The organism is Planctomycetota bacterium, from assembly GCA_016872555.1.
Classification (GTDB): Bacteria; Planctomycetota; Planctomycetia; order Pirellulales; family UBA1268; genus F1-20-MAGs016.
The window spans coordinates 1-25,770 of sequence record VGZO01000032.1; the positions used below are offsets into that span (position 1 = coordinate 1).

Sequence of the window (25,770 nt, forward strand, 5' to 3'; positions counted from 1 at the left end):
GGCTCTTCAGCAGAATCTGTGGGTAAAAACGGTTTCTGAATACGCCTCGGCACGATCTCCGAGAGGTGCGGGCAGTCGCGTGGCCATCGCCCAGTATGGCAAGCCCTCGGTGCGTCGAGTGGTAGGCGATCTCGGGCAGGGCATCGCCGCCTCTGCGGCGTGATGCGGCCCACCGCTTTGCGCCGGTAGCCGGCATGCGGCGGCGTTCCGCCGCCTGGAAGCACCGCCCTGCCGGGCGGGCCATGGAGGGAAAGAAGCATCCTGCGGCGTCGTGCGGTAAAGATGCGGTTGCTTGGACAGCCCCTTTGCCGGAGCCACCGCAGGATGCATCTCAACCGCGTCGAGCGGCACAAGTGTTTCGTCTACAAGGAGCAGCGACTCGTGGAATCCGCCGCGGGCCAGCCGTTCCTCGAGGTGGATGTCGAGCCCCGGGCCAACAGCCGGGCGATCTGCTCCGGATGCGGCGAGAAGCGGCCCGGGTATGACCGGCTCGCCGCGACGGTTCCAGTTCGTGCCGTTCTGGAACATCGCGGTGTTCTTCGTCTACGCGATGCGACGGGTGGACTGCCCGACATGTGGCGTGACCGTCGAACGGGTGCCGTGGAGCGACGGCAAGGAACATCTCACGACCAGCTATCGCTGGTTCCTGGCCCGCTGGGCCAAGCGGCTCTCGTGGAAGGAGACGGCGGATGCATTCAACACGACCTGGGACAACGTGTTTCGCTCCGTAAAACACGCGGTCGAATGGGGGCTCGCCCACCGCGATCTCTCGGGCATCGAGGCCATCGGCGTCGATGCGATCCTGCAGTACAACCTCAAGAGCGTCCGGGCTCATCTGCTCCGCGAGGACTTCCAGCGGGTTCTGGGAGTACACGAGCCCCGATTGGGCCATGAAGTTCCTCGATGCCTGGTGCACCCGCACCATGCGCAGCCGGATCGGCCCGATGAAGAAGATCGCCCGGAGCCTGCGGCGTCATCGGCATCTGATCCTCAACTGGTTCCGAGCTCGGGGCACGATCTCGTCGGGTGTCGTCGAGGGATTCAACGGAAAAGCGAAACTGACCACCAGAAAAGCATTCGGCTTCCGGACGCCGAAGGGCATCGAAATCGCCCTGTTTCACGTGCTCGGCCGATTACCCGAGCCCGTGTTCACCCACAGATTCTGCTGAGGAGGCTAAAAACCAAGTATGCCGGAGGTGGGACTTGAACCCACACGCCATTGCTGGCAACGGATTTTGAGTCCGCCGCGTCTGCCATTCCGCCACTCCGGCCAGAGCGAAACCGGAGACTACGGCGTCCGGATGGCTCCCGCCAGCACCCCGGCTGATAGCGGCCGCGCCGGGCTCCCGATGTCCGTGGATATGGCGATCGCCGCGAACGCCAGCCGGCTGCCGCCAACGGCTGGCCAGCCCCCGAACCGAGGAGGGTCGTACCGATTCTGCCCGTCCTACTCCGGTTGTCTCTTTTGACTGCCGATGGTAGAACCAGGGCGTTCGACGGACTCTCTTCTGCCCGTGTGTTTTGTGGGGGCATCGGGACGGGCGCAAGAAGAGGGTCGATCAAGTCGATGATTTCCTGAAGCGAAGGCCCCTGGATTAAGAGGTTGTGAGTTATGGCTCGGAAGATTTACGTGGGGAACCTGCCCTGGTCCACCACGTCGGCCGAACTCGAGGCAATTTTTTCGCCTCATGGTGCGGTGCGTTCGGCTGAGGTGATCTCGGACCGCGAGACCGGACGGTCGCGCGGGTTCGGGTTCGTGGAGATGGAGACCGACGAGGGTTTGCAGGCGGCGATCTCGGCCCTCAACGGGCATGAGATGAACGGCCGCCCGCTGACCGTCAACGAAGCCCGCGAACGGACTCCGCGTCCGGGTGGCGGCGGCGGTGGCGGCGGTCGTCCGGGTGGCGGCGGCCGTGGCTACGGCGGTGGTGGCGGCGGCTACGGTGGCGGCGGTGGTGGCGGCTACCGCGGTGGCGGTGGCGGCGGCTACCGCGGTGGCGACCGCTACTGAAAACCCTCGGTGAGTTCGCTTCGTCGCCGGCACGCATGGCGTGACGGGTGCCGAGGCGGATGACTGGTAAACCGAGCCTGTTCGCCTGATCCAGGAAGATCCGCTTCGAGGTGTATCGCACTTCGAAGCCGCTTCCGCAGGAACGTTTTCACTGAAATCGATCCAGTGGCTCTCCCGCAGCGCCTTCGGCTGCGGGGCCGGGAAACGACGAATCGGGTTGTCACGCGGGGGACGGTCGCCATCCGCGACCGTCCCCTGCGGCACTTTTTGACCGGCGTTCGCTCCAGCGAATCGGCGCCGGTCGCGTATGATGACGGGCTCGTGGCTGCCCGAGGCAATGCCACGGCCACGGCGCGATTCAATTGTCCTCTCTGTGTTCGTAGTCCTCAGCAATCCTCCACGACGGGTTTTTTCATGCCTCCTCCGAGTGCCAAGCCAGCCAAGGCCGCAAAGAAGAAAGCCAAGCCCCGCGCGAAGGTGAAGCGGCGGGATCCGATCTTCATCGACGGTGCCCGGCCGCGGCCGATGTATGTCGATTACAAGGACCTGGAACTGATCGGCAAAATGGTGAACCGGCAGGCCAAGATCCTGGGCCGGCGGAAGAGCGGCTGCACCGCCGCCAGCCAGCACGCCGTCACCAGCGCCATCAAGCGCGCCCGGTTCATGGCGCTGTTGCCCTACGTCGGCGAATGAGCGGGGCCGCGGGCCCGGGGATAGCCGCCCCGGGCCCCGCGGCCGTGTCCAGCCTGTGTATCCCGTGGCAGCCCCTGGCCCGTGCCGCGGCTGCATGAGGTGATCGGTGACCGCGTCGGACTCAAGCGCTGGCGCATCGCTTCCGTCCGTGGCATTCCACGTCCGCCGTCGCGTCGAGTTTCGTGACACCGACGCCGCCGGGATCGCCCATTTCTCGGCGTTCTTCACCTGGATGGAGTCGGCCGAGCATGAGGTGCTCCGGGCCCTCGGCATCCCTGTCGTGGCCACGGGTGCTTCCGGCGAGACACTCAGCTGGCCGCGCGTCAGCGCGGCGTGCGATTACCGTTCGGCGGTGCGGTTCGGCGACGAGATGACGATCGCCGTCTGGGTCGCGGCGCTCGGGCGGTCGAGCGTCACCTACGCCTTTCGCTTCCTCGACGGGGAGCGCGTCGTCGCCGACGGGCGGATCGTCGCGGTCCACTGCCGGATGGAGGGGACGGGGCGGCCCGTGCCGACGGAGCTGCCTGCGGCCGTCCGGGCGCGGCTCGAGCAACACCATCCGGCGGTGACCTGAGGGGCGGGAATCGGCCATGCTCGAGGTTGCCGGACTGTCGAAGACCTACCCCACGCCCAGCGGGGGGCTGGAGGTGCTCGACGACGTTTCCTTCGCGATCGCCGACGGTGGGCGCTTGGCGGTGATGGGGCCGAGTGGCTCGGGGAAGAGCACGCTGCTGTCGATCCTCGGCACACTCGAGGAACCCTCCGCCGGCAGCGTGCGTGTCGATGGCGCCGACCCCTTTGCCGGCGGGCCCGAGGAGCGGGCCCGGTTCCGCAACCGGACCGTCGGATTCGTCTTCCAGGAGCACCACCTCCTCGCCGGTTGCACGGCGCTCGACAACGTCCTTCTCCCGGCACTGGCCACGGGGAGGCCGACGGCGGCGATCGTCGATCGCGCCCGCGCGTTGCTCGACCGCGTCGGGCTCGACCGGCGCCATGGCCACCTGCCCGGCCAGCTGTCGGGCGGCGAGCGCCAGCGCGTCGCCGTGGCGCGGGCGCTGGTCCTGGCGCCCCGGGTGGTGCTCGCCGACGAGCCGACCGGGCAGCTCGATTCGCGCGGTGCGGCGACGGTCACCGATCTACTTGTGGAACTGGCCGGTGAGGTGGGGGGAATGCTCGTCGTCGTCACCCATGCCGACGCCGTCGCCGAGCGGATCGGCACCGTGCGCCGGCTCGTCGATGGGCGGCTGCTCCCATGAGCGGCACGGCGGGGGTGCCGACGCGTCGGCCCGGGAGCACCGAGCCGGAGCCCGCCGCGGGTCTCGTCGCGGTGGCCTGGCGCCTGGGATGGGCCTGGCGACGGCAGCTGGCCGCCCTGGCAGCGGCTGCCGCGGTCGTCGCCGCGACGATCGCCGGAGCGCTCGGCGTGGGCGACAGCCTGTCGCGCGGGCTGGAACGCCTGGCGCTGTCGCGCCTCGGGGGAATCGCCGCGGCGGTCGTCGGCGACGAACCTTTTTCTGCTGCCCTGGCCGATGCCTTCGATCCGGCACCGGTGCCGGCGTTGGTGGTGGCGGTGACCGTCGAGGCCACCGGCGACGACCGCCGCGCCGTCCCCGCCACGCTGCTGGCGGCCGACGGCCTCGACCGGCTCGGCTTCGCGGCGGCTCCGGCGCCGGTGCCGCCGGGAAGCGTGGTCCTCAACGCGCCCCTCGCGCGCTCGCTCGGCGTCGGTGCCGGCGGCGTCGTCGTGCTCCGCACCGTCGTTCCGGCCGACGTGCCGGCCGACCTGCCGCTCGGGCGGCGCGACGCCACCTCGGCCGGGAGGCGGTTGCGGGTCGCCGAGATCTTGCCGGAGGAGGGCCTCGGGCAGTTCGCCCTCCGCCCGACGCAGGCCACCGCCGGGCTGGCGATCGTCGGCCTCGGGGCGGCGCAGGATCTCGTCGGCCGTCCGGGGAGCGCCAACCTGCTCCTCGCGCCAACGCCGCGCGACGCCGACGGCGAGCGCGCGCTCGTCGCCCGGCTCCGCACCGCGGTCCGCCCCGCGCTTGCCGACCTCGGTCTCGAGGTGACCACCGGCACCGGTGCCGCGGTGCCGCGACTCACGAGCCGGCGGCTGGTGATCCCCGACGAGGCGGATCGCGCCGCCCAGCGCGTGCTCGGGCCGCACGGGGGGCGGCCGTCGCTCGCGTTCCTCGCCGTGTCGCTCACCGCGCCGGCCGATGCCGCCGGCCCCGCGGCGAGCGTCCCCTATTCGACCGTCCTCGGCATCGACTCCGCCGATCTGCCCGTCGGCGGCCTCGTCGACGAGTCGGGCAGCCCGATCGCCGTTCCCGACGACGACGGCATCGTGCTGACGCGTTGGGCCGCCGACGACCTCGCCGCCCAGGGGCATCCTCTGGCCGCCGGCGCACCGATCCTCCTCCGCTGCTTCCTGCCCGAGACGCTCCACGGCGTGGTGGAGGAGACGACGGTGACGCTGCGCCTCGCCGGGATCGCCGCGATGGCGGGGCCGGCGGTGGCGCGCGACCTCGTCCCGGAGGTGCGCGGCGTGACCGACGAGGCCTCGATCGCCGACTGGGATCCCCCCTTCCCCTTCGACCGCAGCCGCATCCGGGCGACGCCCCCCGACGACATCGACGACCGCTTCTGGAAGCTCCACGGCGCCGCGCCGAAGGGGTTCGTGTCGCTGGCCACCGCCCGGCGGCTCGCCGCGAGCCGGTTCGGACGGACCACCGCCTGGCACCTCCCGGCGACGGCCGCCGCCGCCCTGCCGGCGCTGGAGGCGGAGCTGGCCGCTGCCATCGACCCGACGGCGCTCGGCTTCCGCGTCGAGCCGCTCCGCGCCGACGCCCTCGCCGCGGCGCGCGGATCGACACCGTTCGGTGGGCTGTTCCTCGCGCTGTCGATGTTCGTCGTCGGCGCCGGGCTGATCCTCGAGTGGCTGTTGTTCAGCCTCCTCGTCGCCTCGCACCGGCGCGACATCGGCCTCCTGGCGGCGCTCGGCTGGGCCCCGCGGCGCGTGACGGCGCTGGTCGCGCTGGTCGCCCTGCCCGCCGCGCTGGTGGGGAGCGCCGTCGGCACGCTCGTCGGTCCGGTCTGGACCCGGATCCTGCTGGCCTGGCTCGGACGGGCCTGGGAAGGGAGCGTAGCGGTCGGGTCGACGCCGCTGTTCGCCGCCGCGGCCGGTGTCGGGCCGGCCACGCTCCTGGCCGCGCTGGCCGCGAGCACCCTCCTCTCGGCCGGGGCGCTGGTCCTCGCCGCCCGGGCGGCGGCACGGCGCGATCCCCTCGGGTTGCTGCGCGGCGGCGATCAGCCGCCGTCGGCAGGGGGGGCGACGGCGTGGCTTTTGCCGGTGGCACTGGCGGCGATCGGCGCCGGGATCGGCTTGGCCTGGTGGGCGCGGAGTGCCGACGCATCGCGCGCCGTGGGCCTGTTCTTCGCCGCGGGGATTCTCTGCCTCGTGGGGATGCTGGCGCTGGTGCGCGCGTGGCTCGGCAGGCTGGCGGCGGGACGGGGCCGCGGCCTGTCGTCGCTGGGCCAGCTGGCCGGCCGCGGCTTGGCGCACGGCCCGGGGCGGGCCTTCGCCGTCGCGGCGATGGTCGCCGTCGCCGAGTTTCTCGTCGTCGCCGTGTCGGCGTTTCGCCTCGGCGACCCGGCCGTGGCCGACCGCTCGGGGCCGACCGGCGGCTGGGCGGCCTTGGCCACGTTCGGCAATCCGACCGCCGTCGATCCCTCCGCTCCGGCGACCCGCGACACGCTCGGTCTCGACGCCGCCGAGGCCGACGCCCTCGCCGGCTGCGAGGTCGCCCTGCTGCGCTCGAGCGCCGGCGACGACGCCAGCTGCACCAACCTCTACGCCAGCGTCCGTCCCGTCGTCCACGGCGTCGGCCCCGGGTTCATCGCCCGCGGCGGCTTCCGCTTCAGCGCCGTCGCCGAACCGGTCGCCAACCCCTGGACGCTGCTCGAGCGGAGCGTGCCCGGGGAGCCGCTGCCCGCGATCCTCGACGCCGCGACCGCACAGTGGGCGCTCGAGCTCGGCGGCGTCGGGGCGACGTTTTCCCTGCCCGATGCGACCGGCAATCCCGTCACGCTGCGGATCGTCGGCCTCCTCGACCCCGGCATCCTCCAGGGGGCGGTGATCGTCTCCGAACGGACGTTCTCCGCGCTCTTTCCCCGCGCCAGCGGCTACGCCATGGCGCTGGCCGCGCCGCGCCCGGGGGTCGACGGGCGCGCCTTCGAAGATGCGCTCGCCACGGCATGGGCCGACGCCGCTGTGACGATCGAACCGGCAGCCACTCGGCTGCGCCGGCTGCAGGCGGTGCAGAACACGTTTCTCGCCGGCTTCCAGTCGCTCGGGTTTCTCGGCCTGCTCCTCGGCACGCTCGGGGTCGCGGCGGTTCAGGTGCAGGGAGTGATCGAACGCTCCGCGGCCTTCGGTCTGCTCGGCGCGCTCGGGTTCGGCCGGGGGCGGATCGGCACCTTGGTCGTGACCGAGACGATGATCATGGTCGGGCTGGGCCTGGTTGCCGGCGGGCTGGCGGGTGTCGTCGCCCTGCCCCGCGAAGTCGCCGGCGGGGCCTCGCGCACCCCCCTCGGCTGGATCCTCCTCACCTCCCTGGCCACGCTGCTGGTCGCTGCCGTCGCCGGCTGGGCGGCTGCCCGGCGCGCCGGCGGGGTCACCCCGCGCACCGCCCTGGCGGAGGGGTGAGGAGCGCCCGCGGGATTGGCTTTGTCGCGCGGGGCCGCGACCGGGTACCGTGCCGCCCGGAGGCGCGCATGCACGTGCTGGTGATCCTGCCGAGGTGGCTCGGCGACGTCGTTCTGTCGACCCCGCTGCTGCGGTCCCTCCGCGCCCACGTCGGCCCCGGCGCGCGGATCAGCGCCGCGGTGAAGCCGGCGTTCATCCCGCTGTTTGCCGGAACCGATTGGATCGACGCGTTCGTCCCCTTCGACAAACGCGGCCGCGATCCGGCGGTGCGGGTGCGGGGCGCGGCAGCGCGGCTGCGGCGCGAGCGCCCCGACGTCGCCCTGATCGTCCCCAACTCGCTGTCCACCGGGCTGCTCGCCTGGCTCGCCGGCGCGAAGCGGCGCGTCGGCTTCGCGCGGCACGGCCGGCGCTGGTTGCTCACCGATCCGCTCGAGCCGCCGCGGCAGCGGGGGCGGATCGTGCCGGTGTCGACCGCGGCGCACGCGATGGATCTCGGTGCCTGGATCGGCGTCCCCCGCGGCCCGTTGAGGCTCGAGCTGGCGACGACCGCGGCCGAGGAGGCGCTGGCTGACGCGGTCCTGGCCCGTCTGTTCCCCGAGTCGGCCGGCCCGCTGGTCGTGTTCAACGACAATGGGGCCTACGGACCGTCGAAGAGCTGGGGAACCGACCGGTTCGCGGCGCTGGCCCGGCTCACCGTCGAGCGCGTCCCCTCCGCCCGCGTCGTCGTCCACTGCGGTCCCGGCGACCGCGACGGCGCGCGCGACTGCGCCCGCCGGGCGGCCGACCGCCGGGTGACGAGCCTCGCCGACATCGACGACCTGCCGCTCGGTCTTTCCAAGGCGCTGCTGCGCCGCGCCGCGGTGGTGGTGACCACCGACAGCGGCCCGCGGCACGTCGCCGCCGCGTTCGGCACGCCGACCGTCGTCCTCCACGGCCCGATGGATCCACGGCTCGGCGCGTCGGACCACCGCTGGCTGGAGGAGGTGCGCCTCGACCTCGCCTGCTCCCCGTGCGGAAGACGCGAGTGCCCGCTCGGTCACCACGATTGCATGAAGCTCGTCACGCCGGCTGAGGTGGGGCGTATCATGGTTGACCTGCTCGAGCGGTCGCGGCGGCCCGCCGACCGTGTCGCCTGATCGTCCCGTCCCGGAGGCTCCCCGGATGATGTCGTCTCTCGCGATGCTCGCCGCCATCGGCCTGACGGCCTTCTGCTGGGGCGTCTACGGACCGGTGCTCCATGTCGGCAGCGGCCTGCTGGGATCGGCCCTCCGGGCCTTCATGTGCGTCGGGTTGGCCTACTTCGGGATCGCGATCGTCGTCCCCTCGGCGATCCTCGCCCGGACCGGCGAGAAGGGTGCGTGGACGCGCACCGGCATCCTCTGGAGTCTGGTCGCCGGCGTGGCCGGGGCGCTGGGCGCACTGGGTGTGATCCTGGCGCTGCGTGTCTTCGGGGGACAGGCGATCTACGTGATGCCGCTGGTGTTCGGTGGGGCGCCGGTGGTCAACACGCTCCTCAACGCGACGATGAACAAGGCGTTCGACCAACTCAAGGCGCCGTTCCTGGCCGGGCTGATCCTCGTCATCACCGGCGCCGCGACGGTGCTCGTCTTCAAGCCGCAGACGCCGGCGCACACGGCGCCCGCGAAAGCCGTCGAGGTCGCGGCGACGGCCGGGCAGCCGCAGACCGTCACGGCGGTCAAGAAAGCGGAGAACTTCGTCGGGGTGCTCCTGGCTGCGGCGATGGCGATGCTGTCGTGGGGCGCCTACGGACCGGTGCTCCACAAGGGCCAGGTGGCGATGGCGGGGAGCCGGCTGCGCCCGCTGATCTGCATCGGGGTGTCGTATTTCCTCATCGCCGTCCTCGTCCCGTTGGCACTCCTCGGCCCGACCGGCGACACCGGTTCGTGGCATGCCGGCGGCCTGCTCTGGAGCCTGGCGGCCGGTTCGCTCGGCGCCCTCGGGGCGCTCGGCACGATCCTCGCTTTCGCCTGCGGGGGGAAGCCGTTCACGGTGATGCCGGTGGTCTTCGGGTGCGCGCCGGTGATCAACACGTTCACCACCCTGGCGATGGCCGACACGAGGCCCGAGGCGGTGAGCCCGGTGTTTATTGCCGGGCTGCTCGTCGTCGCCGCCGGCGCGGCGACGGTGCTCGCCTTCGGGCCGCGCGCCCACGCCCCGGCGCACGCGGCCCCGGCTCCCGCGACGCCGCACTGACGCTCGGCCGCCGTTCACGTGCCGCGCCGGTGGCCGAACCACGCCACGTGGTGCCGCGGGCCGTAGGCGAGCCCGGCGGCGGCAGCGGCGGGGCGCAGCCAGGCTCCGATCCGCTCGAGCGTCACCACGTCGATCCCCTCGGGCATGAGGAACACGCGCGAGCGGTCGAGCGGCTCGCCGTGTGCCCGCTCGAGATCGGCGAGCCAGGCGAGCGCCTCGGCGATGTCGGCTTCCGCGCCGACGACGAACTTGAGCTGCCAGGGACCGCCGGCGAGGAGGCGGAGGAGCACGTCGTCGGCGCGCCGCGCCGACAGGTGCCGGCGATGCCAGGCGGGGTGGTCGGCCGCGGCCGGTGCCGAGGAGGTGAGCTTCGGGCTGATGCTCACCAGATCGGCCCAGCCCCCCGGCGGCAGCCCGGGCGGGATCACCGTGCCGGCCGTCTCGACGGTGACGTGCAGCCCGGCGCCGCGGCAGCGGGCGACGATCTCCGGGGCGTCGGCGAACAGGAGCGGTTCACCGCCGGTGAGGACGACGTGCCGGGCACCGGTCGCGATGACGGCTCCGACGATCCGGGCGACACTCCATTCCTCCCCTTCCGGGTGCCAGCTCGTGTAGGGCGTGTCGCACCAGGCGCAGCGGAGATTGCAGCCGCTGGCGCGGACGAACACGCTCGGCGTGCCGGCCAGCAACCCTTCCCCTTGCAGCGACGTGAACAGCTCGGCGATCCGCACCGTGCCTCCTGTCCGCGGCGGAGCCGCTCAGCCGGTGTGCGCCCGCGGATCGACCGCGCCGGCCGCGGCGAAGCCGGCGGCACGGATCTGGCAGGAGTCGCAGCGGCCGCAGGGACGGCCGTCGGGGGCGGGGTCGTAGCAGCTCGTGGTCAGGCCGTGGTCGAGGCCGAGCTCGATGCCGAGCCGGACGATGTCCGCCTTGCCGAGGTGGAGGAGCGGCGTGACGATCTCGAGCGGCGTCCCCTCGACGCCGGCCTTCGTCGCCAGCGTGGCCAGCCGGGCGAAGGCGGCGATGAACTCCGGCCGGCAGTCGGGGTAGCCGCTGTAGTCGACGGCGTTGACTCCCAGCGCGATCGCCGTCGCGCCGCGTGTCTCGGCGACGGCCAGTGCCAGCGCCAGGAAGACCGTGTTCCGCGCCGGCACGTAGGTCACGGGAATCTCCGCCGCGAGGGCCGCCGCGGGGCGGTCTTTCGGCACGGCGATCGACCGGTCGACAAGCGCGCTGCCGCCACAGGCCGCCAGATCGACGGCGAGGACGACGTGGTCGGTGATCCCGAGCGCCGCGGCGATCCGGGCGGCGGCCTCGAGCTCCACCGCGTGGCGCTGGCCGTAGTCCACCGACAGCGCCGTGACGGTGTCGCCGCGCCGTACGGCCCATGCCGCCACGGTCGCCGAGTCGAGTCCGCCCGAGAGGAGCACGACGGTGCGGCGCGCGGCGCCGTGGGGGACGGTGACCTCTTCCATGCCCCCGAGCCTACCCGAGCGCCGCCGCTCCGCTGATGCCGCGGACCGCGGCCGCGCCGTCCCTTCCCTTCGACCGCGCCCGCGGTGACAATCCCCTCCGGTCCGTCGGCCGCCGGCCGGCCCTCCCCCCGCCCCTGGAACGCGCACGATGGCCAAGGCAGCCCGGGTGATCCTTTCCGCCCTCGCCGACGAATCGGCCTTCCACCTCACGGCAGTCGAGCAGTTCTCGGCGCTGGCGGCGCTGGGGCTGGAGTACTACTCCCTCCGCTTCATCGACGCCGGCAAGGGGGTGAAGAACGTCATGCAGCTGACGCTGCCGGAGATCCGCCGCATCCGTCACCTCGAGGACGAGTACGGTCTCAACGTGACCTCGATCGCCTCGCCGATCGGGAAGGTCAAGCTCCGCGACGTCGAGGACGGCACCAAGAATCGGTTCGTGCCGTTCGCCAAGTACCTCGCCAAGGACGTCGCCCGGGCGTGCGAACTGGCCCACGCCTTCGAGACCAAGCTGATCCGCGGTTTCTCCTTCTACCATCCGCGCGGCGACCGTCCCGAGGCCCATCTCGAGGAGGCGGCCGACCGGATCGGGAAGATCGCCGAGGCCTGCCACCGCTCCGACCTGACGTTCGGCTTGGAGGTCGAGGCGAATCTCGTCGGCCAGACCGGCCAGCTGCTCGCCGACATCCACCGCCGCGTGAATCATCCGGCGCTGGTGTTGGTGTTCGACGCCGCGAATCTCGTCGTCCAGGGGATGACCGCGGCGGAGGTCTACCGGCAGTGGGAGGCGATGAAGCCCGGCCTCGGCTGGGTCCACGTCAAGGACTACCGGAAACCGACCGCCAAGTCCCGCGACGGCCACGTCGACGAAGGTGCGCTGGCGCACTTCGTCCCCGCCGACCGTGGCGCCGGCGGGCACGAGCGGATCCTTGCCGACCTGAAGTCGATGCTGCCGGCCCTGACCCGCCGGCTCGAGCACCGCGGGATCCCGGGGGTGTTCCTCGACCTCGAGCCGCACGTCCGTGGCGGTGGGCAGTTCGGCGGCACCAGCGGACCCGACGGGATGGGAATCGCGCTCCGCGGGCTGTGCCGCGTGCTCGACGGCGCCGGGATCGACTACCATCTCCGGGACTTCGACGACCTGCTGGCGGCGCGCGGACGGAAATGACCGGTCCGCGGCCGGCGGAACGCTGACCAGCGTGGGCTTTGCGGATGGCCGAAACCACCGAACCAGGCGGCTACTTCGTCGCCAACTATCCGCCGTTCTCCCGCTGGCATGCCGGTGCCGTGCCCGAGGTGCTGGCGGCCTTCGCGGCGCCCCCCACCGACGCGGCACTGGGGCTCTACCTCCACGTGCCCTTCTGCCGCAAGCGCTGCAAGTTCTGCTACTTCCGGGTCTACACCGACACCTCGGCCGCCGATGTCGAGCGCTACTCGCAGGCCCTCGCCGCCGAGGCGGCGCTCGTCGCCTCCCGGCCCGCCGTGGCCGGGCGCACGGTGCGCTACGTCTACTTCGGCGGTGGCACGCCGTCGTTCCTGTCGGCCCGGCAACTCGACCGGCTCGTCACCGGGCTCCGTGGCAGCCTCGGGTGGGACGCCGCGGAGGAAGTGACGTTCGAGTGCGAGCCGGGGACGCTCTCGGAGCCGAAGGTGCGGGCGCTGCGCGACCTGGGGATGACGCGGATCTCGCTCGGCGTCGAGAACTTCGACGACGCGATCCTCGAGGCCAACGGGCGGGCCCACCTGTCCGCCGAGATCTTCCGCGCCTGGGAGTGGATCCGCACCGCCGGGTTCCCCTCCACCAACGTCGACCTGATCGCCGGGATGCTCGGCGAGACGTTCGACAGCTGGCGGAGGACGGTCGAGCGGACGCTCGCGCTCGGTGCCGACAGCATCACGATCTACCAGTTGGAGTTGCCGCTCAATACCGTCTTCGTCCACGACGCGAAGGCCAGCGGCGGCGCGGTGCCGGTCGCCGACTGGCCGACGAAGCGCGCCTGGGTCGACTGGGCGTTCGACCGGGCCCTGGAAAGCGGGTACTCGATCTCCAGTGCCTACACGCTCGTCCGTGATCCGGCGCGGGTCCAGTTCCGCTACCGCGACATGCTCTGGGAGGGAAGTGATCTGGTCGCCCTCGGCGTCGCCAGCTTCGGTCACCTGTCCGGGCTCCACTACCAGAACGCGCCGCACTGGGACGACTACCTCGGGGCGATCGACGGCGGCCGACTTCCCGTCGCCCGCGGGCTACGGCCGACGCCCCGCGAGCTCCTCCTCCGCGAGACCGTCCTCGGTCTCAAGCGGGGTACCCTCGATGTCGACCGCCTCGGGCGGAAGTACGGCGTCGATCCCGTCGCCGCCTGGGCGCCGGTCTGGGCGGGTCTCGAGGCGGAGGGCTACCTCGACCAGCTTCGGCCGCGACCGGTCATGTCGCGCCGCGGATTGCTCATGGTGGATGCCCTGCTCCATCGCTTTTTCGAGGGGGAATCGCTGGCGGCAGCCTCCTGACGATCCCCTTACCGAGGGGTGGGGCCGGCAGGGTTACGGCCGGGTCCGGGCTGCGGTTTCACTTGGTGTTGGCGGAGTTCAACATGGGCTGGCGAAACGCTTCGCCGGCTCGGTACGTGAGCCCTTGTGGCATCACCAACGGTCGATCGCGCCGCCGCAGGCCGCGGTGCCAGCGGGCGACCATGAGGAGCGAAGAGTGCCACGATCCCCGAGCGCAACCAGCCGCACCCCTGCCGCGCCGAACGGGGTGGTCGGATCTTCCGGAACCGCGACGGCCCCCCTGGCATGTCCGTCGCGGCCGGCTCTTCGCGACCGGATCCGCGCGATGGCCGCCGATCTCGTCGCACCGTGGCGCAGCCAGGGCATCCCGGCCGGAGGCAAGTCGGCGGCGTCCCTCCGACGGCACGCGGAGGCTCTCGTCGACCGGGCTGGTGCCGGCCGGGAAACGGTCGGCTGGACGATGGTCACGATCGTGTCGGAGTACTGGCGGCAGCGGCTCGCCTCGTTGCCCGCCGGCCGTCGCCTTCTCCTCCTCCCCGACTGCCCGGTCGCCACCCACCGCGGTACCGGTGCTTCCGCAGGCCTGCATGTCTGCGGCCCGGACTGCACGCTCGGCACCGTGGCCGCGGCTGCCCGGGAGAGTGGGTGGGCGGTCAAGCCTACGTCGGCGGCGCTCGGGGGCATCGGCGCACTGCTCACCGGTCAGACCGACGGGATCCTCGGCGTCGCGAAGTTGTCACACCTCGAGAAGGCGTTCGCGATGCTGCCCGCCTTCGCCCTGCCGATCGCCGCGGTGCCGTTCGACGCCGATGCAGCGTCGGCAGCGGCCGCGCGGGGCCTGGGCTGCGCGGAGGTCGCCTCCGCAGCGGCGCTCGATCCGGCATGGATCCTCGGGCTTCTCGGTGTCGGCGGTGGTGCGGTAACGCCGATGGGGGATTACCTTCCGGTTCTCCGCGAGGCGGCCGGCCTGTTCACCGCGCAGGGGCTGGCACGGATCGACGAGCAACTCGGCCTCGGCACCGGCCTGGGAACCGCCGTCCCGCCGGCCTCCGGCGGTGAGCGGGCCGACGTCGCCGCGGTCGATGCCACCGCGGGAATGGCGAGCGATTTCCTCTCCCGCGGGGGGAAGTTCCTCCGGCCATTCATCACGCTGGCGGCGTTCGATGCGGTGAACGGCGACCGCCGGCAGCGTGGGGAACCGGTCGGCGATCTCGACCGGTCGGCGGTCCGCGCGGCTGCGGTGGCGATCGAGATCTTCCACAAGGCATCGCTCGTCCACGACGACATCGAGGACGACGACGCGATGCGTTACGGTCGCCCGACGCTCCATGTCGAGCGCGGCATCCCGCTGGCGGTCAACGCCGGCGACTGGCTGCTCGGCGTCGGCTACCGGATCGTGGCGGCGCTCCCCGGCCTGGCCCCCGACGTCCACCGCGACGTCGTGCGCCTGTTGGCCGATGCCCACGTGCGCCTGGCACGCGGCCAAGGGGGCGAGCTATGGTGGCGCGAGACGCCCGGCAAGGGCCTCCTCCCCACCGAGGCCCTGGAACTGTACGGGCTCAAGACGTCGCCGGCGTTCGAGGCTGCGCTGGCGATGGGGGTGCGTTTGGCGGGCCCTGATCCCGCCGCGGTGGGCGACCTCCGTGGCTACTCGCTGCACGTCGGCACCGGGTTTCAGGTGCTCAACGACCTCAAGGATTGGCAAGGGGACGCGGTCAACGCCCGCGACGCTGCCGGCGACCTCCTCGGCGGCCGGCCGACCGTCCTCTGGGCACTGGCGATCGAACGCCTCGGCAGCGACACGGTCAGCGGGCTGTTCGCACGGGCACGGGGCGGCGATGCCCACGAACGTGGGGCCGCCCTCGCCGATGCCCGTGAGCGGTTCGCCGCGGCGGGGGTTTTCGACAGCGCGGCGGCGATCGTCGCCGCCGAGCGTTCGGCGGCGTTGGCCGCGGCCGCCACCTGCACGCTGCCGCGGCTCCGGGACGTGCTCGAGTTCCTCCTCGATCTGGCCGTACCCGACGGCGCGGTGCCCGGCTGAGCGCGACCCGCCGGTTCCGAAGGGCGTCTGGCCCTGGTGCGGCGGCGATCATCCACGGCTCACCGCCGGCTGGCGCGACCGTAGACTCTCCGCCACGGAGCGTACGCACGTCGCTCCGACTGCACGGGGTCTGCCAAGTGCCAGCCGCTACAGATCGCACCGCCGGTCCCGTCGATCGAGGCGTGGTTCGTGCCCACGACGCCGTGGCCCGTGCCGAACGGCTCGTCGCCCTCGTCTGCCGGCCGGTGGAAGCGTTCGCGACGTTCACCGCCGTGGACGCGGCCGTCGTCCCGTCGCCGGCGCGCGAGCTGCTCGACCACGCCAGCCACATGACCGTGGTGATGGAACGATTCCACGGCCGGCCGCTCGAGCTGCGCGTCGTGGCCCGGATCGCCGAGCGCCCCGGTGTCGACGACTGGTACGCGCGCGAGATCCTCCTCGTCGATCGGGGCGGACGGGTCGTCCAGCACGGCATCGTCCGCATCGATCTGGCGCAGGTCGATCCGGACACCGCGCGGCGGATCCGCGCCGCCACCGAACCGCTGGGGCGTGTCCTCATCGAGGCCGGCCTGCTCCGCGACGTGCGCGCCGTCGCGCTGCTCCAGCTCCATGCCGGTGCGCGGTTGGCGGCGCTGGTCGGCCTCCCCGAGACGCCCCCGCCCGTCCTCTACGGCCGGGTCGCCGAGATCGCGCTGTCGGGGAGCGCCGCCCCCGCCGTCCAACTCCTCGAGACGGTGGTGCCTGCGGTCGGCTGACCGGTGGCGTCGCCCGATGGCGCGCCGCGGGTGGTGTCCGCCGACGGCAGCGACTGGCGGTCGAGCGAAGACGGGGCACATTGCCCAAGGTGTTTGGTGGAAGCCGTTTGCGCTGACTGTGGCGATATTGACTCACTGCGCAAGCTCTCTGTAGAGTTGGGCTGAGGGTAGTTTCGGAAAGCCGGGTTCCGCGTGAAGGATGGAGCTTTCACCGAAGCCGGTGTGACGGCCCCGGGCCAGAGGCGCGGGTGCCGGTTCCGGAGCGCCCCGAGGAGTCTGTGCGAAGGATTCGCCCCGTCGGTCCGCTGGAGTGGGCGGAATTCGGCACAGCGAGCGGTGTGATGACCGTGGAGCCCGTCCCGGCGTCGGCAAGGAGCGGTCCGGGACCGGCGGAAAGACGATGGATCGGCGAGGAGGGATGGTTCAGGGAGGCAATCGCTGCACGGAGGCCTAGGCGTCGGGAGCCGCCCCGCGGATGGGGAGGAAACCGGTCGCCGTTTTGACTAGCTGGACCACGGCTAGGGAGAGGGTGGTTGAGCACATGCAAAAGACTGTCTACACGACCGGTGAGGCGGCCAAGATCTGCAAAGTGAGCCAGCAGACGATCATTCGCTGCTTCGACTCCGGGCAGCTCAAGGGGTTCCGCGTCCCCGGGAGCCGGTTCCGGAGAATTCCCCGTGACCAGTTGTTCCTGTTCATGCGGGACAACGGCATCCCCACCGACGCCCTCGAGAGCGGGCGCCGGAAGATCCTCGTCGTCGACGACGACCAGGATCTCGTCGAGCTGATCACCGACGTCCTCGAGCGCGACGGCCGCTTCGAGACGCGGAGCGTCAACAACGGCTTCGATGCCGGGATGATGGTCAAGGATTACAGGCCCGACCTGATCGTCCTCGACGTCATGCTGCCCGACATCAACGGCAAGGAAGTCTGCCAGCGGGTGCGCAGCGATTCGACGATGGACGAGGTGCGGATCATCTGCATCTCGGGCATGGGCGAGCCCGACAAGGTCGAGGAGTTGAAGGCCGCCGGTGCCAACGAGTTCCTCCAGAAGCCGTTCGAGGCCGAGGTGCTCGTCGACCGGATCTGTGGGCTGCTCGACATCGAGTCGGTCGCGACCGGTTCCTGATCCCGCGATCCGTCACGCGGCCTGCCGCGCGACGGGGTCGCCACTGCCGCCGCGCCGCGCGCCGGACCCCGTGTCCGGCGCGCGGTCGGTGGATGGGGCGTCGTCCGTGACCGTCTCCGCGGCTGACGTGTGTGGTTCCCTTGGCACCGGTCGTGCGGGGCACGGCAGCGGCGTGGCCGTGGTCGTCCGCGGCGTCGCCGCCGAACCGATCGCACTGCCCCTCACGCCGGCAGCCTGCCTGGCGCTCGCCGCAGACGTGCTCGCCGCGGCCGGGAGCGACGGGGACGCCGGTGCCACCAAGGGCGCGGTGGCGATCGACGATCCGGCGCTGGCGGTCTGGCTCGGCGGTACGGATCAGCGTGGGGCCGGGCTGTTGCAGGCCTTGGGCCGCGATCTTGTCGCCGTCGGCGCCCCCGCGGCGACGCTCCCGCGGGGCACCGAGTGGTCGCCCGAACGAATCGCCTGGGAGACGTTCGCAGCCGCGCTCCGGGCGCGGGGCGGCGGCACCGAGAACGTCCGCGATTGGGGGCGGCAGCTCCGCACCCGGATCTCCGCCGGCGGGCTGGCCGCGTTGCCCGTCGCCCCGCGCACCGACGCACTGTCGATCGAAGGGGTCGTCCTCGGCCGGGCGCTCGACCTGGCGGGACGGCATGCCCGCGTCGCCGACGGCCTCGCGGCCGAGGTGGAGGCGGCGCGGCTCGAGGGGCTCCGGGCGCTCGCCTACGGGGCCGGACACGAGATCAACAACCCGTTGGCCAACATCGCCGCCCGTGGCCAAGCGTTGCTCGTCGACGAGACCGATCCGCGTCGCCGCCGCCGTCTGGTGACGATCGTCGACCAAGCCTTCCGGGCCCGGGACATGATTGGTGCGTTGATGCTCTTCGGCCGGCCTCCCCAGCCACGTTTCACCGAGTGCGACGTCGCCACGATCGTCTCTGCGGCGGTCGCCGCAGTCGCGGCCCGGGGGGCGGAGCGCGGCGTGACGATCGTCGCCCCGCCTGCCGCCGGTGTGGTGGCATGGGCCGACCGGACGCTCGTCGAGGAGTCGCTCCGCGCCGTGCTGGTCAATGCCATCGACGCCATGCCCGGTGGCGGTCGCGTGGTGATCGGTATCGACCGGGAACCCGCCCGTCACGGCCGGGAGCTGGCGGTCATCGTCGACGACGAGGGGCCGGGGATGGATGCCGAAACCCGCCGGGCGGCACTCGATCCGTTTTACAGCGGCCGCGAGGCCGGGCGCGGGATCGGCTTCGGGCTGACGAAGGCCGGTCGTTTCGTGGCGGCGTGCGCCGGTGAACTGTCGCTCGGCACGGCACCCGGCGGGGGCACCCGTGTGACGCTGCGGCTGGGCGTGCCGGAAGTCGCGGATCCGGCCGTACAGCCCCCCCAGACCACGCGGTCTGACGGGCAACGAGCGCGGTGAGCGTTCGTCTCCCCGGGTCGCCCGGACTGCCGATCCGCGGGTGCCGGCCGACCTTGTCCGCATTCCCGTCGTTCTCTATTCTCCGGCCGGAGGTTTGGAAGTCGCTCGGCGATGGATCGCCGGGGGCGCCGGGACGTTTCGCTGCAGGGATGCGTTCATGAGGCACGCCAGACTGATCGCCGGACCCGCCGACGGAGCGGTGGATGCGATCGTGGAGCCGCTCGTCGGATCGACGACGCTCGACCGCGCGATCGATGGACCAGTGGGCGGTCGGTCCTTTCCCCGGGTGGCGGTCGTCACGCATCCGGCTGACGCCTTGCGGTCGATCGGCGCCGGCATCGACCGCGAGCGGGCGACGGTGCCCCGCGAAACCGGTCGCTCCCTCCCCCAGGCGATGCGGCTCACCGCCGACTGGCTCCGTCAGCGGCAGGCGGCCGACGGTCACTGGCGCGGACCGCTGGAAGGGGACACGATCCTCGAGAGCGAATACCTGCTGATCCTCGCGTGGGCGGGGCGCCTCGACGGCGCCGAGGTCCCGGGAGCCGCCCGGAGGATCCTCGCCGAGCAGCTCCCGCAGGGCGGCTGGTCGATCCATCCCGGTGGTCCCGTCGACGTCAGCGCGAGCGTGAAGGCCTATTTCGCCCTCAAGCTCACCGGACACGATCCGGCATCGGAGCCGCTGCGACGCGCCCGTCGGGCGATCGACCGGGCGGGTGGACCATGGGCGGTGAACAGCTTCACCCGCTTCTACCTCGCCCTGCTCGGCCAGATTCCCTACGCAGCCTGCCCGGCGGTGCCCCCCGAGATGGTGCTGCTCCCCGACTGGTTTCCGGTCAACCTCCACCGGGTATCGGCGTGGTCGCGCACGATGATCGTGCCGCTGTCGCTGATGTGGGCGTTCAAGCCGGTGCGCGCCGTCCCGCCGGAGCGTGGGATCGGCGAACTGTTCACCGGCACCGGGCAACGTGGTGCCGCGGTCAAGTCGGGACCGTGGGCCCGGTTTTTCCGCGGCGTCGATCAGGTCATCAAGGCCTGTGAGCGGTTCGGGATCGTGCCGCTCCGTCCCCGGGCGGTGCAGGCCTGCCGGCGCTGGATGCTCGATCGTTTCGCCGGCAGTGACGGCCTCGGTGCGATCTTTCCGCCGATCGTGTGGAGCCTCGTCGCCCTCCGCGCCATGGGATGCCGCGAGGACGCGCCGGAAGTGGAGGAGTGCTGGAGGCAACTCGCCCGCCTCGTCGAGCGCGAGCCCGACGGGACGACGCGGCTCGAGCCCTGCCGCTCGCCGGTCTGGGACACCGCGATCACCGTCATCGCGCTGGTCGAGGCGGCGCGCGGCGCCGACGGCGCGGATGTCGATCGGGGCGTCGACTGGTTGCTCGATGCCGAGGTCCGCATCAAGGGGGACTGGGTCGGGGCAGTACCCGGCGCCGAGGGGATCGAGGCCTCGGGCTGGTGTTTCCAGTACGCCAATCGCTTCTATCCCGACGTCGACGACACGGCGATGGTCGTGATCTCGCTGGTCACGTGGCGCGATGCCGCCCAACGCCGCGCGACGGGCGATCCCGCCGCCCGGTGCCGGCTCGACCGCGTGGCCGCGGCGCTCGGCCGCGCCTGCCGGTGGCTGGCAGCGATGCAGAACTCCGACGGCGGCTGGGGTGCGTTCGACCGCGACAACGATCTGGCGCTGTTGTGCGAGGTGCCGTTCGCCGATCACAACGCGATGATCGACCCGAGCACGCCGGATCTCGCCGGCCGGGTCCTCGAGGCGTTCGGCAAGACCGGGCTCCGCATCGGTCATCCGGCAGTCGATCGGGCGGTGGCGTACCTCCGTCGCACCCAGGAATCGACCGGGGCGTGGTTCGGCCGGTGGGGCGTGAACTACGTCTACGGTACCTGGCAAGCGCTCGAGGGGCTGAGGGCAGTCGGCGTCGCGGGGACCGATCCGCTGATCACCCGCGGTGCGGACTGGCTGGCGGGCTGCCAGCAGGCCGACGGCGGCTGGGGGGAGTCGCCCGAGAGCTACGCCGATCCGTCCCTCGCCGGCATCGGTCCGACGACGGCGTCGCAGACCGCCTGGGCGGTGGCTGGGCTGGTCGCGGCCGGACGGGCCGAGTCGCGTGCCGTCCGCCGCGGGGTGCAGTGGCTGCTCGAGCGCCAGGGGGCGGACGGTGCCTGGGAGCAGCGCGAGTTCACCGGCACCGGCTTCCCGAAGGTCTTCTACCTGCGCTACCACTACTACCCCGTCTATTTTCCGCTGCTGGCCCTGGCGCGGTGCAGTGTGGCGGCGTCCGCCGCCCGTGGTCCGGTGCCGGTGCCCGAGGAGTCGCGTGCATGAGCGTGCCTGTCGGACAGATGGTCGCCGTCGTCGGGCACGTGCTGCGGCAGCGGCTCCGCGGCAACGCCCGCTATCCGCTCGTGCTGATGCTCGAGCCGTTGTTCCGCTGCAATCTCGCCTGCGGAGGGTGCGGCAAGATCCAGCATCCCGCGGCCGTGCTCCGCCGCCACCTGTCGGTCGAGCAGTGCCTCGCGGCAGTCGACGAGTGCGGGGCACCGGTCGTGTCGATCCCGGGGGGCGAGCCACTGCTCCACCCCGACATCGAGCGGATCGTCGAGGGCATCGTCGCCCGGCGGAAGTACCTCTATCTGTGCACCAACGCGTTGAAGCTCGAGGAGATGCTGCCGCGCTTCCGGCCCTCGCCCTACCTCGCCTTCTCCGTCCACCTCGACGGACCGCGCGAGGAACACGACCACGCCGTCTGTCGGGAGGGCGTGTACGACGTCGCCGTGGCGGCCATCAAGGCGGCGCGGAGGGCCGGTTTCCGGGTGACCACGAACTCGACGCTGTTCACCGACGCCGATCCGGTGCGCTACCGGCGGTTTTTCGACGAGGTCATGGCCCTCGGCGTCGAGGGGATGATGATCTCGCCGGGCTATCCCTACGCCAAGGCGCCGGACCAGGACCATTTCCTCCCCCGGCGCCGCAGTGAAGCGCTGTTCCGGCGGATTCTCGAAGCCGCGCCCCGTCGCTGGCGGTTCAACCAGTCGCCCGTGTTCCTCGAGTTTCTCAAGGGGGCATGGGATCTCGAGTGCCGGCCGTGGGGGACGCCGACCTACAACCTGTTCGGTTGGCAGCGCCCCTGCTACCTGCTCGAGGAGGGGTACGCGACCACGTTCCGGCAATTGATGGAAGAGACCGACTGGGACGCCTACGGCCGGGCCAGTGGCAATCCGAAGTGCGGCAATTGCATGGTCCACTGCGGCTACGAACCGGCCGCCGTCGAGGCGACGTTCGGTTCGCTCGGCGGCTTGCTGGCGACGGCGCGGCTTGTGCTCTTCGGTCCGCCGGGCGATCAGGGGCCGACCTCGGTGGATCCCCAACCAGCCGCCCGGCCCGCCGGTGCGTCGCTGCCGCAGTTACCGATCCTCGAGCAGGTCGCCTGAGTCGGCAGCCTCGGGCCACCGGCCTCGTCCCCGCAGCCAGCGCCCGTTCACCCCGCGCCGGCGGCGAGCAGGCTTTTCCGGACCCGGGCGAGGATCGCGCGGAGTCCCCGGCTGCGGAGAATCCCGAGCACTTCGGTGAGGCCGGTCCGGTCGATGAACGTATCGTCGAGGGCGGCGGCTTCGGTGGCAGGCCGTCCGGCGACGGCCTCCGCCAGCACGGCGACGAATCCTTTGACGGTCGGCGCTTCCGGGGCCACCTCGGCGACGAGCCCCGCCCGGCCGTCGATCACCTCGGGCCAGAGGAACACCGGCGTCTGGCACTCGTGGACCCGCGAGTCGCCACGCCGGGCGGCGTAGGCCGCGGGGAGCGGCGGCAGCGACGCCGCATACTCGACGAGCAACTCGAGTTTCTCACGGGAGTCGAGATCGGCGAACTCGTCTGCGATCCGCGCCAGACGCTCGGCCACGCTGTCGCCCGCCGTCCCGCCCGTCACCGCGGCTTCGTCTGCCATCGTGGTTCCGGCCGCAGGGCCCGGTTCAGGATTGCCCATCGGGGGAGCCGCCGACGGCAGCCGGTCGACCGACACCGCCGGGGTGTTCCCCCTTGGCGATCGGCACCCGCACGGCGTTGCCCCATTCGAGCCAGGATCCGTCGTAGTTCTTCACGTTCGCGAAACCGAGCAGGTACGTGAGGACGAACCAGGTGAGGCTCGAGCGTTCGCCGATCCGGCAGTAGGCGATCGTCGGCGACCGCCGCTTCAGCTTCACCTCGCGAAGGTACAGCTTCTCGAGGTCACGCACCGACTTGAACGTGCCGTCGTCGTTGCAGGCTCGGGCCCACGGCACGTTGACCGCGCCGGGAATGTGGCCGCCCCGGATCGCGCCCTCATTGGGGTAATCGGGCATGTGCATCCGCTCGCCGCGGTACTCCTCGGGCGACCTGACGTCGAGCAGTTGGCGGCCGGCCTTGACGTGGCGGAGGACCTCGTCGCGGAGAGCGCGGATCGAGCTGTCCTGTTCGCTCGCCGTGTAGCGGGCGGCGGGGGGCGACACCCGGTCGGTCGACCAGGGGCGGCCATCGAGCTCCCAGCGCTTCCGGCCACCGTCCATGATCCGGCAATCGGCATGCCCGTAGAGCTTGAACACCCAGAACGTGTAACACGCCCACCAGTTGTTCTTGTCGCCGTAGAGCACGACGGTCGTGTCGTTGGCGATCCCGCGGGCGGCGCAGAGGCGCTCGAACGCGGCGCGGTCGATGTAGTCGCGCTGGAGGGGATCCTGGAGATCGACCTGCCAGTCGATCTCGACCGCCCCGGGGACGTGTCCCATCGTGTACAGCCCGCGATCCTCGTCCGATTCCACGATCCGCACGCGCGGATCGTCGAGGTGTTCGGCCACCCACGCGGTGGACACGAGCACTTCGGGATGGGCGTAACCGGGCATGATCCAGGCTCCTCGCGCGACGGGGACGATCGACGCGGGAATCGTAGTCCAATCGCCGGGGGGCTGCAACGAGGCAGTCCCTCGTTGGACCGCCATGGTTCGGCTACAACACAGGAACCACGCCGTCCGTGATCGGACTCTTGGTGGCGGCGGGCACGTGGCCCGCGTGGCGGTGCGAGTCGGTTCCGATTCCTGCGGCGGAGCGTCGTCTTCGACGGTGCTTCTTCCGCCCTGCTCCGGGTGCATGCGATGGGTCCTGCGTTCATCTTCCAGATCACCGATCTCACCAAGAAGTTCGGGCAGCGCGAGCTTCTCAAGAACATCAACCTCGCCTTCTACCCGGGCGCCAAGATCGGGTTGCTCGGACGCAATGGCGCGGGCAAGAGCACACTGATGAAGATCATGGCGGGGATCGACCGCGACTACGACGGCGAGGCCCGGCTCGCCGATGGCTACACCGTCGGGTATCTCGAACAGGAACCGAATCTCGACCCCGCCAAGACCGTGTTCGAAAACGTGATGGCGGCCGTCGAGCATTCCCGCTCCGTGCTCCGCCGCTTCGAGGAGATCAATGCCCGTCTCGGCGAGCCGATCGCCGACGCCGAGATGGAGAAACTGCTCGCCGAGCAGGCGACCGTCCAGGACGAGATCGACGCCAAGAACCTGTGGGACCTCGACCGCCAGGTGGAGATCGCGATGGACGCGATGAATCTTCCCCCCGGTGACTGGGGTGTGGCGACCCTGTCCGGCGGCGAGCGGAGGCGGGTGGCACTGTGCCGGCTCCTCCTCGAGAAGCCCGACCTGCTGCTCCTCGACGAGCCCACCAATCACCTCGACGCCGAGAGCGTCGATTGGCTCGAACGGCACCTCGGAGAGTATCCGGGGACCGTCGTGGCGGTGACCCACGACCGCTACTTCCTCGACAACGTCGCCAAGTGGATCCTCGAAGTCGACCACGGCCGGGGGATTCCCTTCGAGGGGAACTACTCGGCCTGGCTCGAGCAGAAGAAGGCGCGGCTGGTGTTGGAGGAGAAGCAGGCCAGCGCCCGGCAGAAGACCCTCGACCGTGAGCTGGAATGGGTGCGGATGTCGCCGAAGGCGCGGCAGGCGAAGAGCAAGGCGCGTCTCGCAGCCTATGAGAAACTGGCCGCCGAGCAGGCCGCCGTCCGCGACCAGGACATCGAGATCTTCATCCCCGCCAGCCGCCCGCTCGGCGACCAGGTGATCGACGTCGAGAAGATCTCAAAGGGCTACGGCGACAAGGTGCTGTTCGAGAACCTCTCCTTCCGGCTCCCGCCCGGTGGCATCGTCGGCATCATCGGGCCCAACGGCGCCGGCAAGACGACCCTGTTCCGGATCCTCGTCGGCGCCGAACAGCCCGATTCAGGGACGGTCACGATCGGTTCGACCGTCGACATCGGCTACGTCGACCAGAACCGCGACGCCCTCGATCCCGGCAAGACGGTCTTCGAGGAGATTTCCGAGGGCCACGACACGCTCGATCTGGGCAAGCGGACCGTCAACGCCCGCAGCTACGTGGCGAAGTTCAACTTCATGGGCCCCGACCAGCAGAAGAAGGTCGGGACGCTGTCGGGGGGAGAACGCAACCGCGTCCATCTCGCCAAACTGCTGCGTGGCGGAGCCAACCTCCTGCTCCTCGACGAGCCGACCAACGATCTCGACGTCGACACGCTCCGGTCGCTCGAGGAGGGGATCACGTCGTTCGCCGGCAGCGTCGTCGTCATCACCCACGACCGCTGGTTCCTCGACCGCCTCGCGACCCACATCATCGCCTTCGAGGGGGACGGTTACGTCCATGTCTGCGAGGGCAATTTCGAGGTCTACGAGCGGAGTCGGCGCGAGCGGCTCGGCATCGCCGCCGACGAACCCCACCGCTTCCGCTACAAGAAGCTGCAGCACTGATCCGCACGTCCGGCC

20 protein-coding genes, 1 tRNA gene and 1 pseudogene are annotated in these 25,770 nt (G+C 71.4%); 17 read left to right on the forward strand and 5 right to left on the reverse strand.

The genetic code is table 11. The features are described from left to right. The first annotated feature begins 324 nt into the window (after positions 1-324). A pseudogene (locus tag FJ309_11420) lies at positions 325-1,169 on the forward strand (transposase). 19 nt (positions 1,170-1,188) lie between these two features. Here the strand turns inward: FJ309_11420 and FJ309_11425 are convergent. Further along, positions 1,189-1,271: transfer RNA gene (locus FJ309_11425), tRNA-Leu, on the reverse strand. Positions 1,272-1,612: 341 nt separating this feature from the next. Here FJ309_11425 and FJ309_11430 point away from each other — a divergent pair. The 7 genes from FJ309_11430 to FJ309_11460 all read left to right on the forward strand — a co-directional run bounded on the left by FJ309_11430 (position 1,613) and on the right by FJ309_11460 (position 9,623). Then, entirely contained in the window at positions 1,613-2,011 is a 399-nt protein-coding gene (locus FJ309_11430) for an RNA-binding protein (GenBank protein MBM3955206.1), read from the forward strand. 525 nt (positions 2,012-2,536) lie between these two features. Then, positions 2,537-2,704, forward strand: coding sequence for a 30S ribosomal protein S18 (rpsR, locus tag FJ309_11435; GenBank protein ID MBM3955207.1), 168 nt, complete (start codon positions 2,537-2,539; stop codon positions 2,702-2,704). A 106-nt stretch (positions 2,705-2,810) separates the two neighbouring features. Then, positions 2,811-3,278: an acyl-CoA thioesterase gene (locus tag FJ309_11440; protein MBM3955208.1), complete on the forward strand. Its 468-nt coding sequence runs from the start codon at positions 2,811-2,813 to the stop codon at positions 3,276-3,278. 16 nt (positions 3,279-3,294) lie between these two features. Continuing rightward, the gene (locus tag FJ309_11445; protein MBM3955209.1) at positions 3,295-3,960 is read left to right on the forward strand and encodes an ABC transporter ATP-binding protein; all 666 of its coding nucleotides are present in this window, start codon (positions 3,295-3,297) and stop codon (positions 3,958-3,960) included. Continuing rightward, complete coding sequence (locus FJ309_11450; protein MBM3955210.1) at positions 3,957-7,409, forward strand: FtsX-like permease family protein; 3,453 nt, start codon at positions 3,957-3,959, stop codon at positions 7,407-7,409. Before FJ309_11445 ends, FJ309_11450 begins: the two co-directional genes overlap by 4 nt. Positions 7,410-7,477: 68 nt before the next feature. Continuing rightward, entirely contained in the window at positions 7,478-8,545 is a 1,068-nt protein-coding gene (waaF, locus tag FJ309_11455; GenBank protein MBM3955211.1) for a lipopolysaccharide heptosyltransferase II, read from the forward strand. Positions 8,546-8,570: 25 nt separating this feature from the next. Continuing rightward, positions 8,571-9,623, forward strand: coding sequence for a hypothetical protein (locus FJ309_11460; GenBank protein ID MBM3955212.1), 1,053 nt, complete (start codon positions 8,571-8,573; stop codon positions 9,621-9,623). A 14-nt stretch (positions 9,624-9,637) separates the two neighbouring features. Here the strand turns inward: FJ309_11460 and FJ309_11465 are convergent, their stop codons facing one another. Continuing rightward, on the reverse strand, positions 9,638-10,354 hold the full coding sequence (locus FJ309_11465; GenBank protein MBM3955213.1) for a 7-carboxy-7-deazaguanine synthase QueE: 717 nt from the start codon (positions 10,352-10,354) through the stop codon (positions 9,638-9,640). A 27-nt stretch (positions 10,355-10,381) separates the two neighbouring features. Then, positions 10,382-11,098 (reverse strand): 7-cyano-7-deazaguanine synthase QueC, encoded by a 717-nt coding sequence (gene queC / locus FJ309_11470; GenBank protein MBM3955214.1) that lies wholly within the window; start codon positions 11,096-11,098, stop codon positions 10,382-10,384. A gap of 148 nt (positions 11,099-11,246) precedes the next feature. Here queC and FJ309_11475 point away from each other — a divergent pair, with 148 nt between their 5' ends. The 8 genes from FJ309_11475 (at position 11,247) to hpnH (ending at position 22,389) form a co-directional block, all read left to right on the forward strand. After that, positions 11,247-12,263 carry a sugar phosphate isomerase/epimerase gene (locus FJ309_11475; protein ID MBM3955215.1) on the forward strand — a complete coding sequence of 339 codons (1,017 nt, stop codon included), beginning with the start codon at positions 11,247-11,249 and terminating at the stop codon, positions 12,261-12,263. A 44-nt stretch (positions 12,264-12,307) separates the two neighbouring features. Continuing rightward, positions 12,308-13,600 carry a coproporphyrinogen III oxidase family protein gene (locus FJ309_11480; protein ID MBM3955216.1) on the forward strand — a complete coding sequence of 431 codons (1,293 nt, stop codon included), beginning with the start codon at positions 12,308-12,310 and terminating at the stop codon, positions 13,598-13,600. Between the two features lie 325 nt (positions 13,601-13,925). Then, on the forward strand, positions 13,926-15,641 hold the full coding sequence (locus tag FJ309_11485; protein MBM3955217.1) for a polyprenyl synthetase family protein: 1,716 nt from the start codon (positions 13,926-13,928) through the stop codon (positions 15,639-15,641). A 182-nt stretch (positions 15,642-15,823) separates the two neighbouring features. Next, positions 15,824-16,396 (forward strand): hypothetical protein, encoded by a 573-nt coding sequence (locus tag FJ309_11490; protein ID MBM3955218.1) that lies wholly within the window; start codon positions 15,824-15,826, stop codon positions 16,394-16,396. A gap of 541 nt (positions 16,397-16,937) precedes the next feature. Next, positions 16,938-17,525 carry a response regulator gene (locus FJ309_11495; GenBank protein MBM3955219.1) on the forward strand — a complete coding sequence of 196 codons (588 nt, stop codon included), beginning with the start codon at positions 16,938-16,940 and terminating at the stop codon, positions 17,523-17,525. Between the two features lie 127 nt (positions 17,526-17,652). Beyond that, positions 17,653-18,948: a HAMP domain-containing histidine kinase gene (locus FJ309_11500; GenBank protein MBM3955220.1), complete on the forward strand. Its 1,296-nt coding sequence runs from the start codon at positions 17,653-17,655 to the stop codon at positions 18,946-18,948. Positions 18,949-19,105: 157 nt separating this feature from the next. After that, on the forward strand, positions 19,106-21,283 hold the full coding sequence (shc, locus tag FJ309_11505; GenBank protein ID MBM3955221.1) for a squalene--hopene cyclase: 2,178 nt from the start codon (positions 19,106-19,108) through the stop codon (positions 21,281-21,283). Further along, positions 21,280-22,389 carry an adenosyl-hopene transferase HpnH gene (hpnH, locus tag FJ309_11510; protein ID MBM3955222.1) on the forward strand — a complete coding sequence of 370 codons (1,110 nt, stop codon included), beginning with the start codon at positions 21,280-21,282 and terminating at the stop codon, positions 22,387-22,389. Before shc ends, hpnH begins: the two co-directional genes overlap by 4 nt. Before the next feature lie 47 nt (positions 22,390-22,436). Here the strand turns inward: hpnH and FJ309_11515 are convergent, their stop codons facing one another. Together FJ309_11515 and FJ309_11520 are read right to left on the reverse strand one after the other, a co-directional pair. Continuing rightward, positions 22,437-22,940 carry a SufE family protein gene (locus FJ309_11515; protein MBM3955223.1) on the reverse strand — a complete coding sequence of 168 codons (504 nt, stop codon included), beginning with the start codon at positions 22,938-22,940 and terminating at the stop codon, positions 22,437-22,439. Next, positions 22,927-23,832, reverse strand: coding sequence for a sulfurtransferase (locus tag FJ309_11520; protein MBM3955224.1), 906 nt, complete (start codon positions 23,830-23,832; stop codon positions 22,927-22,929). The genes FJ309_11515 and FJ309_11520 overlap by 14 nt, the downstream gene beginning before the upstream one ends. 249 nt (positions 23,833-24,081) lie before the next feature. Here FJ309_11520 and ettA point away from each other — a divergent pair, with 249 nt between their 5' ends. After that, positions 24,082-25,755, forward strand: coding sequence for an energy-dependent translational throttle protein EttA (gene ettA / locus FJ309_11525; protein ID MBM3955225.1), 1,674 nt, complete (start codon positions 24,082-24,084; stop codon positions 25,753-25,755). Positions 25,756-25,770 lie beyond the last annotated feature (15 nt).

What these genes read in the sequence shown, in the direction of transcription:
- FJ309_11430 (MBM3955206.1), top strand. Translation starts at nt 1,613, where the DNA reads ATGGCTCGGAAGATTTACGTGGGGAACCTGCCCTGGTCCACCACGTCG.
- rpsR (MBM3955207.1), top strand. Translation starts at nt 2,537, where the DNA reads ATGTATGTCGATTACAAGGACCTGGAACTGATCGGCAAAATGGTGAAC.
- FJ309_11445 (MBM3955209.1), top strand. Translation starts at nt 3,295, where the DNA reads ATGCTCGAGGTTGCCGGACTGTCGAAGACCTACCCCACGCCCAGCGGG.
- FJ309_11450 (MBM3955210.1), top strand. Translation starts at nt 3,957, where the DNA reads ATGAGCGGCACGGCGGGGGTGCCGACGCGTCGGCCCGGGAGCACCGAG.
- waaF (MBM3955211.1), top strand. Translation starts at nt 7,478, where the DNA reads ATGCACGTGCTGGTGATCCTGCCGAGGTGGCTCGGCGACGTCGTTCTG.
- FJ309_11460 (MBM3955212.1), top strand. Translation starts at nt 8,571, where the DNA reads ATGATGTCGTCTCTCGCGATGCTCGCCGCCATCGGCCTGACGGCCTTC.
- queC (MBM3955214.1), bottom strand. Translation starts at nt 11,098, where the DNA reads ATGGAAGAGGTCACCGTCCCCCACGGCGCCGCGCGCCGCACCGTCGTG.
- FJ309_11475 (MBM3955215.1), top strand. Translation starts at nt 11,247, where the DNA reads ATGGCCAAGGCAGCCCGGGTGATCCTTTCCGCCCTCGCCGACGAATCG.
- FJ309_11480 (MBM3955216.1), top strand. Translation starts at nt 12,308, where the DNA reads ATGGCCGAAACCACCGAACCAGGCGGCTACTTCGTCGCCAACTATCCG.
- FJ309_11485 (MBM3955217.1), top strand. Translation starts at nt 13,926, where the DNA reads ATGGCCGCCGATCTCGTCGCACCGTGGCGCAGCCAGGGCATCCCGGCC.
- FJ309_11495 (MBM3955219.1), top strand. Translation starts at nt 16,938, where the DNA reads ATGCAAAAGACTGTCTACACGACCGGTGAGGCGGCCAAGATCTGCAAA.
- shc (MBM3955221.1), top strand. Translation starts at nt 19,106, where the DNA reads ATGAGGCACGCCAGACTGATCGCCGGACCCGCCGACGGAGCGGTGGAT.
- hpnH (MBM3955222.1), top strand. Translation starts at nt 21,280, where the DNA reads ATGAGCGTGCCTGTCGGACAGATGGTCGCCGTCGTCGGGCACGTGCTG.
- FJ309_11515 (MBM3955223.1), bottom strand. Translation starts at nt 22,940, where the DNA reads ATGGGCAATCCTGAACCGGGCCCTGCGGCCGGAACCACGATGGCAGAC.
- FJ309_11520 (MBM3955224.1), bottom strand. Translation starts at nt 23,832, where the DNA reads ATGCCCGGTTACGCCCATCCCGAAGTGCTCGTGTCCACCGCGTGGGTG.
- ettA (MBM3955225.1), top strand. Translation starts at nt 24,082, where the DNA reads ATGGGTCCTGCGTTCATCTTCCAGATCACCGATCTCACCAAGAAGTTC.